The organism is Tabrizicola sp. TH137 (assembly GCF_002855575.1).
GTDB lineage: Bacteria > Pseudomonadota > Alphaproteobacteria > Rhodobacterales > Rhodobacteraceae > Paragemmobacter.
Window position 1 is genome coordinate 142,533 of the sequence record NZ_PKRQ01000002.1, and the last position, 11,829, is coordinate 154,361.

Consider the following 11,829-nt stretch of genomic DNA (forward strand, 5'->3'; position numbering starts at 1 on the left):
TCAGCCCTTCGTCGAAACCGTGGTGCTCTGGCGCGGGGTGAAGAGGCCGCCGCCGTCCTGGACCTGGCAATAGGGCTGCGCCCGGGTCCATTCCGCCATGGCGGCGCGTTTTTCGGCGTCGCGGAAGGGCATCCAGTCGCGCCCGATGCCGCGATTGCCGCCGCCCACCACCAGACCGTCGCGCGCCACGGCCTTGGCCATCATCTGCGCCGCGCATTCCAGGTTTTCCGAACCGTCCTTCAGTTCGGATACCGTATCGGCCTCGCATTGGTGATAATCCGCCGAAACCGGCGAGATCTGCATGATGCCGATATAGCGCCCGCCACCGCCCGCGGCCTGCGGGTTCCAGGTGGATTCATAGCGCGCCACGGCGGACATCAGTCCCGCCCAGAAGGCGCGGCGGTCGGTCAGCGAGGCTTCGGCATAGCCGGGGCACCAGCTCTGGACATCGGCGGGGACGGACGAGGCGAGAACCGTGTCATGCTGTGCCAGCGCCACCAGCGTATCCTGCGTCCATTCCCGCCCTTCGGGCCGCACATCCCATTGCATCGGCGGCATCTGGCCGCTGGTGGAGAGGCTGGTCTCGCCCTCGGGCTTGACGCAGGCGGTCAGCGTGACGGCAGCAAGGCACAGGGCCGGAAAGGCGTGACTCAGTCTCATCAGGTTCCGTAGCGGCAGCGACGCGCCCCCATGCGCGACCTCTGCCTTTGATCAATCGCTGCCGCGCCTGTCCACGGAAACGAATTGTTTCCACAGATCATCGGCAGAAAACCGCCTTTTCGGGGCGGAGGGCGCCTGTCCGGCGATGGGCTGCCTCGCTTTTGCCACAATTGGACTGCAATTCTGCCATCACTTGTAACGGCCCCTGAACGCTGCTGTGACGGGGCCCCTGTAAATGGTGTGACACTGCCATGTCGCGTATTCTTGCCCGGTCGGTGACAGCCGACCTGTGCGGCAGGTTTTTCAACCTGCTGCTTTTCATCCTTCTTCTGCCCTTCATCCTGGTCATCGCCGCCCTGATGCCGCAGGGCCCCGAGTCGGGGCGGGCGCGGGCCTTGCCTGCAATGGCGGCGCGACGGGCCCAAGGCGACTTGAAGCCCGGCCCGTGACGCCCTAGACAGGCCGTCGAACCGGAAACAGGACGGCAGCCCATGCTTGACATCCGCTATGAGGCCCCGAAGCCCAAGGTCATCGCCGGGGCGAAGGGCGATTGGGAACTGGTGATCGGGATGGAAATCCATGCCCAGGTCGCCTCGAACGCGAAGCTCTTCTCGGGCGCCTCCACCGCCGTCGGGGCGGAGCCCAATTCCAACGTGGCCTTCGTCGATGCGGCGATGCCCGGCATGTTGCCCGTGATCAACGAATTCTGCGTGGAACAGGCGGTCCGGTCGGGCCTTGGCCTGAAGGCGCAGATCAACCTGCGCTCGGCCTTTGACCGGAAGAACTATTTCTACCCCGACCTGCCGCAGGGCTATCAGATCAGCCAGCTTTACCACCCCATCGTGGGCGAGGGTGAGGTGATCGTCGAGATGGGGCCGGGCGTCGCCCGCCATGTGCGGATCGAGCGCATCCATCTGGAACAGGATGCGGGCAAGTCGATCCATGACATGGACCCCAACATGTCCTTCGTCGATTTCAACCGCACGGGCGTGGCGCTGATGGAAATCGTCAGCCGCCCCGATATCCGCGGCCCGGAAGAGGCGGCGGCCTATGTGGCCAAGTTGCGCCAGATTCTGCGCTATCTCGGCACCTGCGACGGCAACATGCAGAACGGCAACCTGCGGGCGGATGTCAACGTGTCGGTCTGCCGTCCGGGCGATTACGAACGCTATCAGGCCAGCCAGGACTTTTCGCACCTCGGCACGCGCTGCGAGATCAAGAACATGAACTCGCTGCGGTTCATCCAGGCGGCCATCGACTATGAGGCGCGGCGCCAGATCGCCATTCTGGAGGATGGCGGCAAGGTCGATCAGGAAACCCGGCTTTACGACCCCGACAAGGGCGAGACGCGGTCGATGCGCAGCAAGGAAGAGGCGCATGATTACCGCTATTTCCCCTGCCCGGACCTGCTGCCGCTGGAGATCGAACAGGCCTGGGTGGATGACATCGCGGCCCGGATGCCGGAACTGCCCGATGCCAAGAAGGCCCGCTTCATGGCCGATTTCGGGCTGACCGACTATGATGCCAATGTGCTGACCGCCGAACTGGACAACGCGGCCTTCTTCGAGGCGGTGGCCAAGGGCCGCGACGGCAAGCAGGCGGCGAACTGGATCATCAACGAGCTGTTCGGCCGGTTGAACAAGGAAGGCAAGGGCGTGGCGGACAGCCCCCTTTCGCCCGCCCAGATCGGCGGCGTGCTGGATCTGATCGCATCGGGCGAGATCACCACCAAGATGGCCAAGGACCTGTTCGAGATCCTCTGGTCCGAAGGTGGCGACCCGGCGGAACAGGCCGCCAAGCATGGCATGAAGCAGGTCACCGATACGGGCGAGATCGAGCGGGCGCTGGACGCCCTGATCGCCGCGAACCCGGAACAGGTGGAGAAGGCCAAGGTCAATGCCAAGCTGGCAGGGTGGTTCACGGGGCAGGTGCTCAAGGCCACCGGGGGCAAGGCCAATCCGGCGGTGGTGAACCAGATGGTGGCCGCGAAGCTGGGGCTCTGACCGGGGCCCCCGATCAAGGCGCCGTCGGCGGGAAAGCCCGCTGCCGCGCGTCTGCCCCTTCAAAGACCCGCCGCCCACCGCTACTTTCCCCGCGCAATCGACCGGAGCCAGCCCCATGCCGCGCCACGAATACAAGGTCATCCCCGCCCCCCGCCGCGGCACGAAATCGCGCGAGGCCAAGACGAGCGAGGACCGCTTCGCGCTGACCCTGTCCAATGTGATGAACGATCTGGGCCGCGACGGCTGGGAATATGTTCGCGCCGAGACGCTGCCCACCGAGGAACGTGCCGGATTCACCAAGACGCGGGTGGTGGAGCAGACGGTGCTGATCTTCCGCCGCAGCCTGGCAGGGCCGGGGGCGCTTGTCGCCGCCCCGGCAGAGCCCGGCGCGCTGCGCCTGACCGCGGCAGAGGCCGTGCCGACCCCGCGCCTCGGCCCGGCGGTGGAGCCGGTGCCGGGCCCCGCCCCGACCCTGGGGCGGGCGGAATGAACCTGGCCTAAGCCTCGGCCCGGGCGGCGGTCAGGGCCTGCGGCAGCACCTCCTCCAGCACGTCGAGATCGGCCCCGGTGCCCGCGCTGATGCGGATGCAGCGGTCCAGCGGGGCAACGCCCGGCATCCGGATAAAGAGCCCGCGCGCGATGCAGCCGCGCAGCACTGCGCGGGCAAAATCGCCGTCGCGGCCGCAATCCACGGTGACGAAATTGGTGGCAGAGGGCAGGGCTGCAAGGCCGTTTGCCCTGGCGATGGCGGTGATGCGGTCGCGCGCGGCGGCCACCTGCGCCTGAACCAAGCGCAGATGATCCTGATCGGCCAGCGCCGCCATGGCGCCGGCCTGTGCGATGCGGCCCATGCCGAAATGGTTGCGCACCTTGTCGAAGGCGCGGATCAGATCGGGCGCGGCCAGCGCATAGCCCACCCGCAGCCCGGCCAGACCATACCCCTTGGAAAAGGTGCGCAGCCGGATCACCCGCGGATCATCCGGCGCAAGGCGGGGGATCGCGTCGGCGGGGGCGAGGTCGGCATAGGCCTCGTCCAGCACCAGCAGCGCGCCGTCGGGCAGGGCGGCGACCATCGCCTCGATCACCGGGGCCTCATGCCAGCTTCCCATCGGATTGTCGGGATTGGCGAGGTAGATCAGCTTTGCCCCGACCTCGCCTGCCTTGGCCAGCAGCGCCTCGGGGTCTTCGCGGTCGTCGCGATAGGGGACGCGGTGGAGATCGGCGCCGAAGCCTGCGACATGGAAGTTGAAGGTGGGATAGGCCCCAAGCGAGGTGACCACGGCATCGCCCGGCCCGGCAGTGAGGCGGACCAGCGTGCCAAGAAGCCCGTCGATCCCTTCGCCGACCATCACATGGGCCGGTGTCACCCCGTGATGGGCGGCAATGGCGGCCCGCAGGTCGTGCATTTCGGGATCGCCATACATCCAGGCCTCGGACGCGGCGGCGGCCATCGCGGCCACGGCGCGGGGCGAGGGGCCGAAGCGGCTTTCATTCGCGCCGAGCCGGGCACGGAAGGGCCGCGCGAGGGCGCGTTCCTGCGTCTCGGGGCCGACGAAGGGCACAGTGTCGGGCAGGCGGGCGGCAAGCGGGGTGAGGCGGGGTCCGGTCATGCGGCGCAGGGAAACAAGCGCCGCGCGGGAGCGCAAGGGGGCAAGAATTTTCATCCGAAAATTCTTGCCCGCCGTTACCCGAAGAATTTTCGCCGAAAATTCTTCGGGTCGGGACGCCCAGGAATTTTCGGGAAAATTCCTGGGCTTTCGCTTAGGTCGGATCAGTCGCGCAGAAAACGGCGGCGGGCCTCTTCGGCCATGGCCTGCCGCATCTCGACCTGCGCGAGTTCAGCCATGATCGCCTTGCGCCTGGTTTCATCCGTTTCGGCTGCAAGAAGATCGCGCAGGCGTACGGCTTCCTTCTTGTGGACGATTTCTTCGGGAAGAACGCCTGCTTCGGCCATGATGCGGAATCCGACGGCATCGCCGGGGCTGATGAAGGCATCGCCGGGGCGGTCGGGCAGGGGTTTGCCCTCGCCCTCCAAGCCCTGCAATTGGCCCTTCAGGCGGGCCTTCTGCATCTGACGTTCGGCAAGGCGGCTGAGCCAGGACATCGGGTGTCTCCTTTGCGCCGAGTGTGGTGCCGATGGCGGCCAAAGAAAAGGGGGGCTGCTCGCCCCCCTCGCCCCCCTTGCGGGGGGCTCACCCCCTCGGGATACTTTTCGACAGAAAGTGTCAGCCGATCTCGGCCAGGCGCTTGAGGGCGGCATCGAGTTTGGCGGCCTCATCCTCGCGCGCGTCGAGGTTGCTGCGGGCCTCGTCCACCACCTCTTCCGGGGCGGAGGCGATGAAGGCAGGGTTGTTGAGGCGGCCCTTCAACCCGCCGATTTCCTTGGCGAGCTTGTCCAACGCCTTGGAAAGACGGGCCTTTTCTTCGGCGATGTCGATGATGCCGTCCAGCGGCATGGCGAAGGCCGCGCCTTCGAGGGCGAGGGAGACGCTGCCCCTCGGGGCAGTGGCGGCCTCGGTCAGGGTTTCCACGCGGGCGAGGCGCTTGATCAGCACCTCGTTGCGCGCCCAGGCCTGGCGGGCCTCGTCCGAAAGGGTTGTGGCGACGAGGTCGATCTTCAGGCCCACCGGGACATGCATCTGGGCGCGGGCGGAGCGGATCTCGTCGATCAGGGTGGTGACCCAGCCCATTTCGCGGTCGGCGGCGGCATCGGCGAGGGAGAGGTCGGCGGCGGGCCAGTCGGTATGGACGAGCATCTTCGCGCGTTTCCCGGTGGTGGCCCAAAGCTCTTCGGTGATGAAGGGCATCATCGGATGCAGCAGGATCATGCAGTGATCCAGCACCCAGGCCATCACCGCGCGGGTCTCGGTGGCGGTGCCGCCGTCGAAGAGGGGCTTGGCGAATTCCACATACCAGTCGCAGACCTTGCCCCAGACGAATTTGTAAAGCGCATCCGCCGCCTGATCGAAGCGGTAGTCGGTCAGGGCGGCATCGACTTCGGCCAGCGTGCGCAGGGTTTCCCCGATGATCCAGCGATTGGCGGTGGCGGTGGCCTGGGGCGGGGCGGATTGGGTGGCGTGGCCCTCCCAGACGCCGTTCATTTCGGCAAAGCGGCAGGCGTTCCAGAGTTTGGTGCCGAAATTGCGATAGCCCGCGATGCGCTGGGTATCGAGTTTCAGCACGCCCCCAAGGCTCGCCATCGCCGCATTGGTGAAGCGCAGCGCATCGGCGCCGTATTCGTCGATGATCTCCAGCGGGTCGATGACATTGCCCAGGGATTTGGACATCTTCTTGCCCTTTGCGTCGCGCACGAGGCCATGGAGGTAGACCGTCCTGAACGGCACCTCATTCACCACGGCGAGTTGCATCATCATCATCCGGGCGACCCAGAAGAAGAGGATGTCTTGGCCCGTGATGAGGACGGAGGTCGGGAAATAGCGCTTCAGCGCGTCCGTTTCCTCGGGCCAGCCCAGCGTGCCGATGGGCCAGAGACCGGAGGAGAACCAGGTGTCGAGGACGTCGGGGTCGCGGGTGAGGGTCTTGCCGGGGGCCATGGCCTGCGCCTCGGCCTCGGTCGGGGCGCAATAGTGCTTGCCCTCTTCGTCATACCACACCGGGATCTGATGCCCCCACCAGAGCTGGCGCGAGATGCACCAGGGTTCGATATTGTCGAGCCAGTGGTAGTACGTCCGCTCGCCGCTTTCGGGGATGATCTTCACCGTTCCGTTGCGGACGGCGTCCAAAGCGGGTTGCACAATTCGAACAGTATCGACGAACCATTGGTCCGTCAGCATGGGTTCAATTACAGTTTTCGAACGATCACCGAAGGGCTGCATGATCTTCTTGGCTTCGACCAGCGGCACGAGTTCATCCGCCCCTTCGGCGTCCTTTTTGACCGCCGCCTTGCCCAGTCGCGCATCATCCGCCCGCGTCATCGCGGCCAGACCCTCGGCGGTGATCTCTTCCACCACGCGCTTCCGCGCCTCGAACCGGTCCAGCCCCCGCAGGTGATCGGGGACGAGGTTCAGGGCATCCGCCTCGGCCTCCGACAACACCCGCTCGCCCCGCGCCACGGCCTGCGCGATGGCCGCCGCCTCGGCATAAGGCACCCCATCCGCGCGCAGGCAGGCGCGGGTGTCCATCAGGCGATAGCAGGGGATGCCGCCGCGCTTGGCCACGCCATAATCGTTGAAGTCATGCGCGCCGGTGATCTTCACCGCGCCGGAGCCGAAGGCGGGGTCCGGGTACTCATCCGCGATGATCGGGATCAGGCGGCGGTGTTCCTTCGGCCCCACCGGGATCTCGCAGAGCTTGCCGACGATGGCGGCATAGCGTTCATCGGACGGGTGCACCGCCACTGCGCCATCGCCCAGCATGGTTTCAGGCCGGGTCGTGGCGATGGAGATGTAGTCGCGGACCTCATCCACCACCACGCGCCCCTCGGCATCCTTCTCGACATAGCGATAGGTGGCCCCCCCGGCGAGCGGGTATTTGAAATGCCACATATGGCCGTCAACTTCGGTGTTCTCGACCTCAAGGTCGGAGATCGCGGTCTCGAAATGCGGGTCCCAGTTCACCAGCCTCTTGCCGCGATAGATGAAGCCCTTGTTGTAGAGATCGACGAAGACCCGGATCACCGCGTCATGGAAATTGCCCTCTTCCCCCGCAGGCGCAGCGGGTGCGCCCGACATGGTAAAGGCCTCGCGGTCCCAGTCGCAGGAACAGCCCAGACGCTGCAACTGCCCGATGATGGTGCCGCGGGATTTCTTCTTCTGTTCCCAGACGCGCCGGGTAAAGGCCTCGCGCCCCATGCTGCGGCGGTCGGGTTCCTGATGCAGGGCCATCTCGCGTTCGGTCACCATCTGGGTGGCGATCCCGGCATGGTCCGTTCCCGGCTGCCAGAGCGTGTCATGCCCCTTCATCCGGTGCCAGCGCGTCAGGATGTCCTGCAAGGTGTTGTTGAAGGCATGGCCCATATGGAGCGAGCCGGTCACATTGGGCGGCGGGATCATGACGCAGAAGCTTTCGGCGCCGGGCCTGGCATTCGCCCCGGCGCGGAAGGCCTTGCTCTCGATCCATTTCGCGGAAATCCGCGCTTCGGCCTCGGCGGCGTTGAAGGTCTTTTCCATCGGCATCGCATGCATCCCTGACTGTCGCCGGGGGTTCTAGCGCGCGTGCGCGGCGAGGGAAAGCGGCAGATGCCCCTGGCCGGGTGTCAGAACAGGGGCTGCCCGTTCAGCGCCTGGATGAAGGTTGCGCCGACAAGGATCATGTAAAGCGCAGCGCCACCCCAGACCAGCGTCAGCCCCCCGCGCGCATCGCCCATGCGCGTGGCGATCAGGCCCCAGAGCGGCAGGCCATGCAGCGCATGGGTGGACAGGAAATGCGCCACCCGCAGATCGCCCACCTCGCGCGACCAGCCGAAGAGGGGCAGGGTGGCCCCGGTGACGGGCGTGCCCACGAAATGCCCCCCGGCCGAGGAGAGGTAGCCCGCGGTCGGCACGGTCAGCACAAAGGTCAGGATCAGGCCGAGCGCGACGGCCAGCTTGACCGCAGGGGGCAGTCCTGTCGCCGGATTGCGCCAGATGGAGAGCCCCATCACGAGGCTGGCCGAGGTCAGCAGCACGGCGAAGGCGCCCATCAGGGAATAGATGGCGGAAAAGACCGGGTGGTCGGTGTTGAAATGCGCCGCCGTGTTCAGGCTGGCCGCGCCCCAGAGCCAGACACATTCGGCAAGGATGGCAAAGACCACCGCGCCCGTGAACCAGCGCCAGGGGCGGCCCTTGCGGGTGGCCTCGGGCATGTAGCGGGCGAAGAAGGCAAGGCTGATCGCATAGATCGCCAGGGCGTAGTGGAACTTCACCGGCTTCGTCCAGGGGCTGTTGCCCTGAAAGTCCCGCAGGTCGAGCGACATGGCCGCGTAGAGCGGGATGAGGCCAAGGATCAGGATCACCGAGGTCAGGGTCAGCGCAGGCGCATCTGTCCAGAGGCGGCGCAGATCCGGGGCAGAGGCGGATGGGGTGGCGAGGGCGGCGGTCATGCGGACACTCCGGTCATGCGGGCGCGGGCGGTGAAACCGGCGCGGAGGATGAGGAAGGCAAGGAAGCCTGCGGGGCCGAAAAGGAAGGTCAGCACGAGGCAGGGCAGGATCAGAAGATGCGGGATGCCTTCGGCGCGGGCGGTGCGGGTGATCCATGCGCCGATCAACAGGTCGAAGGCGAGGTAATGCAGCCATCCCGCCAAGGCGACAGGCGGATCGGTGAAGAGCGCCATCACATTGGCGAGGCTGTCAAAGCCGCCCGGCGCATCGGCCCAGTGGGCAAGGATCAGCGCGGTATAGCCGACCGACAGGATGGCCGGGATCGCCAGCCCTGCCACAAGCCCGGCCAGGCGGGGCGCAAGCGGGGCGAGGGCGAGGATCAGCCAGCCCAGCATCGCAAGCGGGCCGGAATACTGGAACAGGATATGGGGATCGGTCGGCATTGCGGGCTCCTTATCTTGACACTGTCAGGATATGGGGCGGCAGCGGTCTGTCAAGGAAAATCTTGCCAGTGACAAGATGGGGCGATATGTCAGGGTCATGACCGACCAACCGCCCCGACTGCGCCCGTCGCCGCCCGCCGATCCCGGCGCGACGCGGCCCTATCACCACGGCGATCTGCGCGCGGCCCTTCTGGCGGCGGCGGAGGAAGAACTGGCCGAGCGGGGGGTAGAGGGGTTCTCGCTGCGGCAGGTGGCCAAGCGGGCCGGGGTCAGCCATGCCGCACCGGCGCATCATTTCGGCGATGCGAAGGGCCTGCTCACGGCGCTGGCGGCGGAAGGGTTCCGCCAGTTCCTCGCCGCGCAGGCGGCGCGCGAGGCAGAGGCCCCGCCCGATCCGGGAGAGCAGCTTGTGGCGGCGGGCCTTGGCTATGTCGATTTCGCCATGGCGCGGCCGGCGCTGTTCCATCTCTTGTGGCAGTCAGAGCGGCCAGATTTCGGCGATGCCGAGCTGGGGCAGGCGGCGCGGGCGGCCTTTCAGCATCTGGTCGATCAGGTGTCGGCGGCGGGGGGGACCAGCACGGCGGATGAGGGAGCGGTCTGGGCCATGGCGCATGGGCTGGCCGATCTGCTGGCCTCCGGGCGGCTGTCGGGAATGCTGACCCTGCCGCCCGAGGCGCGAGAGGCGATGATCGCGGGCGTCCTGCGCCGCGCGCTGCCCCGGCGGTGACGGGCGAGGGCGGTTGATCCTTCCTCAATCTGCCGTGCGCGGCGTGGCCACAGTTTGCGGCACAGTTTGCGGCACAGAGTCCGGCACAGCCGTTTCAGGTTAGACTGCCCGGTCCAGGCGCGTGCTCAGATGGATCAGGCTTTCCGAGGATCTGACCCCGGTGATGGTGCCGATCTGGTCCAGCACCTGATCCAGAACCTGCGTATTGGGGCAGGCGATCTGAAGCAGCAGGTCGAACCTTCCGCTCGTGGTGAAGACCCGCTCCACCTCGGCAATCGCCTTCAGCCGTTGCAGGATTCCCGCCTGCGCGCGGGGTTCGATGGTGAGCAGGACCGAGGCCCGCAGCCGCCCCTGCCGCGCCCCTTCGCCCAGTTTCAGGGTATATCCGGCGATGACACCGGTCGTTTCCAGCCGTTCCAGCCGCGCCTGAATGGTGGACCGCGCAACCTTTAGTCGTCGTGACAGCGTCGCCACCGACATACGGGCATCCGCCCCCAGAAGCCCGATGATGTTGCGATCCAGTTCGTCCATGCAATCTGCCCGATCTTTTCGTCATTATAACGACGTTTCACTTCATTTATACAGTTTTGTTCGGTGAGTTTGTACACCATATGCGGCATCCTCAGTTGCAGGAAAAGGGCGGCTCATACGCACCTGGCCTGGTTGGAAAAACCGCGCAGGTGCCTTGCCGTCCCGTGAACGAGCAACGGGGAGGGCTTGCGTCTTGTTGGCAGAAAGGATCACGCCGATGGGACTGTCCAAAACGATCTGGACCAATCCGACCGAATTCCTCCGCAACCAGCAGCCGGAGCATCCGGTGCTGTTCTTTTCGCCCTCGGCGCTTCAGGCCGCGGCGCGGCGGTTCATTGATGGCTTCCCCGGCATGGTGACCTATGCGGTGAAGTCCAATCCCGGCGAAGAGGTGATCGAAAACCTCGCTGCCGCTGGCGTGCGCGGCTATGACTGCGCCTCGCCCTTCGAGATCGACCTGATCCGCCGCCTCGCCCCCGATGCGGCCATCCATTACAACAACCCCGTCCGGTCGCTGGCCGAAATCGCCCATGCGGTGGAGAAGGGCGTGAAGTCCTGGTCCGTCGATTCGCGGTCGGAGCTGGAAAAGCTGATCGCCCATGTCCCCGCCGGGGACAGCGAAATCTCCGTCCGGTTCAAGCTGCCCGTTGCAGGGGCGGCCTATAATTTCGGGGCGAAGTTCGGGGCGACGGCGGAACTGGCGGCCGATCTGCTGCGCCGCGTGGCCGAGGCGGGCTTTATCCCGTCTGTCACCTTCCATCCGGGCACGCAATGCACCGATCCGGCCGCCTGGGAGGCCTATATCCGCACCGCCGCAGAGATCGCGCGGGATGCGGGTGTGACCATCGCGCGGCTGAACGTGGGCGGCGGTTTCCCGTCGCACCGCCTGATGGGCGTGGTGCCTCAGTTGGAGGCCACCTTCGACCTGATCGACCGCGTGGCGACCGAGGCTTTCGGTGCCGCCCGCCCGATGCTGATCTGCGAACCGGGCCGGGGCCTGTGCGGCGATGCCTTCACGCTGGCGGCCCGCGTCAAGGCGCTGCGCGATGACACGCATGTCTTCCTGAATGACGGCGTCTATGGAAGCCTGACCGAACTGCCGCTGATCGGCGTGATCGACCGGGTGGAGGTTCTGTCGGATGAGGGCGTGCTGCGGACGGGGGCGGCGCTGCCGCGCATCGTCTTTGGCCCGACCTGCGATTCCGTGGACCGCCTGCCGGGCGAGGTGCCGCTGCCGTCCGATATCGCCGAAGGCGATTATGTGATCGTGCAGGGGATGGGCGCCTATTCGACGGTGACCAACACACGCTTCAACGGGTTCGGGGAACTGGCGCTGGCCACGGTGCTGTCGCTCAAGGTCTGAGACGGTCCTTCGCCTTAACACTGCGTTAACCTTTTGCGCCCCCGGCTGGACATTCCCGGCCG

The 11,829-nt window shown here is 66.3% G+C and carries 12 protein-coding genes; 5 read left to right on the forward strand and 7 right to left on the reverse strand.

The genetic code is table 11. The features are described 5' to 3' along the window. A complete protein-coding gene (locus C0V75_RS06080; protein ID WP_101920036.1) occupies window positions 1-660 on the reverse strand; it encodes a transglycosylase SLT domain-containing protein in 660 nt (219 codons plus the stop codon). Window positions 661-911: 251 nt separating this feature from the next. On the opposite strand from C0V75_RS06080, the gene C0V75_RS06085 reads away from it, so the two are divergent. The 3 genes from C0V75_RS06085 to C0V75_RS06095 all read left to right on the forward strand — a co-directional run bounded on the left by C0V75_RS06085 (window position 912) and on the right by C0V75_RS06095 (window position 3,153). Next, window positions 912-1,109, forward strand: a complete 198-nt coding sequence (locus C0V75_RS06085) for a hypothetical protein (protein WP_101920037.1) — start codon at window positions 912-914, stop codon at window positions 1,107-1,109. A 42-nt stretch (window positions 1,110-1,151) separates the two neighbouring features. After that, complete coding sequence (gene gatB / locus C0V75_RS06090) at window positions 1,152-2,663, forward strand: Asp-tRNA(Asn)/Glu-tRNA(Gln) amidotransferase subunit GatB (protein ID WP_101920038.1); 1,512 nt, start codon at window positions 1,152-1,154, stop codon at window positions 2,661-2,663. 115 nt (window positions 2,664-2,778) lie between these two features. Next, entirely contained in the window at window positions 2,779-3,153 is a 375-nt protein-coding gene (locus tag C0V75_RS06095; RefSeq protein ID WP_101920039.1) for a DUF4177 domain-containing protein, read from the forward strand. A gap of 7 nt (window positions 3,154-3,160) precedes the next feature. Here the strand turns inward: C0V75_RS06095 and C0V75_RS06100 are convergent, their stop codons facing one another. The 5 genes from C0V75_RS06100 to C0V75_RS06120 all read right to left on the reverse strand — a co-directional run bounded on the left by C0V75_RS06100 (window position 3,161) and on the right by C0V75_RS06120 (window position 9,146). Next, entirely contained in the window at window positions 3,161-4,273 is a 1,113-nt protein-coding gene (locus C0V75_RS06100) for a pyridoxal phosphate-dependent aminotransferase (protein WP_101920721.1), read from the reverse strand. Window positions 4,274-4,434: 161 nt separating this feature from the next. Next, window positions 4,435-4,767, reverse strand: a complete 333-nt coding sequence (locus C0V75_RS06105) for a DUF1992 domain-containing protein (protein ID WP_101920040.1) — start codon at window positions 4,765-4,767, stop codon at window positions 4,435-4,437. 121 nt (window positions 4,768-4,888) lie between these two features. Next, on the reverse strand, window positions 4,889-7,798 hold the full coding sequence (locus tag C0V75_RS06110; protein WP_101920722.1) for a valine--tRNA ligase: 2,910 nt from the start codon (window positions 7,796-7,798) through the stop codon (window positions 4,889-4,891). Between the two features lie 80 nt (window positions 7,799-7,878). Further along, window positions 7,879-8,703 carry a hypothetical protein gene (locus tag C0V75_RS06115; RefSeq protein WP_101920041.1) on the reverse strand — a complete coding sequence of 275 codons (825 nt, stop codon included), beginning with the start codon at window positions 8,701-8,703 and terminating at the stop codon, window positions 7,879-7,881. Next, window positions 8,700-9,146 carry an ABA4-like family protein gene (locus C0V75_RS06120; protein ID WP_101920042.1) on the reverse strand — a complete coding sequence of 149 codons (447 nt, stop codon included), beginning with the start codon at window positions 9,144-9,146 and terminating at the stop codon, window positions 8,700-8,702. The genes C0V75_RS06115 and C0V75_RS06120 overlap by 4 nt, the downstream gene beginning before the upstream one ends. A 97-nt stretch (window positions 9,147-9,243) precedes the next feature. Here C0V75_RS06120 and C0V75_RS06125 point away from each other — a divergent pair, with 97 nt between their 5' ends. After that, window positions 9,244-9,873, forward strand: a complete 630-nt coding sequence (locus C0V75_RS06125) for a TetR/AcrR family transcriptional regulator (protein WP_101920723.1) — start codon at window positions 9,244-9,246, stop codon at window positions 9,871-9,873. 99 nt (window positions 9,874-9,972) lie between these two features. Here the strand turns inward: C0V75_RS06125 and C0V75_RS06130 are convergent, their stop codons facing one another. Next, window positions 9,973-10,404 carry an Lrp/AsnC family transcriptional regulator gene (locus C0V75_RS06130; RefSeq protein WP_101920043.1) on the reverse strand — a complete coding sequence of 144 codons (432 nt, stop codon included), beginning with the start codon at window positions 10,402-10,404 and terminating at the stop codon, window positions 9,973-9,975. 217 nt (window positions 10,405-10,621) lie between these two features. On the opposite strand from C0V75_RS06130, the gene C0V75_RS06135 reads away from it, so the two are divergent. After that, window positions 10,622-11,767 (forward strand): type III PLP-dependent enzyme, encoded by a 1,146-nt coding sequence (locus tag C0V75_RS06135; protein WP_101920044.1) that lies wholly within the window; start codon window positions 10,622-10,624, stop codon window positions 11,765-11,767. Window positions 11,768-11,829: the final 62 nt, after the last annotated feature.